This window comes from Xanthomarina sp. F2636L (assembly GCF_026410195.1).
Taxonomy (GTDB): Bacteria; Bacteroidota; Bacteroidia; order Flavobacteriales; family Flavobacteriaceae; genus Xanthomarina.
In genome coordinates, this window is sequence record NZ_JAPMLM010000024.1 from 1 (window position 1) to 339 (window position 339).

The 339-nt window shown below is 46.0% G+C and carries 1 protein-coding gene; it reads right to left on the minus strand.

Annotation, left to right across the window (positions count from 1 at the left end):
* Positions 1-339 (minus strand): hypothetical protein (locus OS191_RS00110; protein WP_267153678.1); only part of this gene is annotated, 339 nt, incomplete at both ends.

The following is a 339-nucleotide window of genomic DNA, read 5'->3' on the forward strand; positions in this document are numbered from 1 at the left end:
AGGTTGCGTTCCAGTAACTACCCAAGCACAGGTATTGTTATCAAAGGTTGCAATTTCCCAGCATTCAGTCGTTGGTTCAGCAGGCTGTGATCCTGTTACATCCCATACACATGTTGTATTATTAAAGGTTGCTGTTTCCCAGCACTCCGTAGATGGTTCAGCAGGTTGTGATCCTGTTACGTCCCAAACACAGGTTTGGTTATTAAAGGTCGCCGTCTCCCAACATTCTGTTGATGGTTCAACTGGTTGCGTTCCAGTGACTACCCAAGTACAGGTATTATTATCAAAAGTAGCCGTCTCCCAACACTCCGTTGATGGTTCAGCAGGTTGCGAACCAGT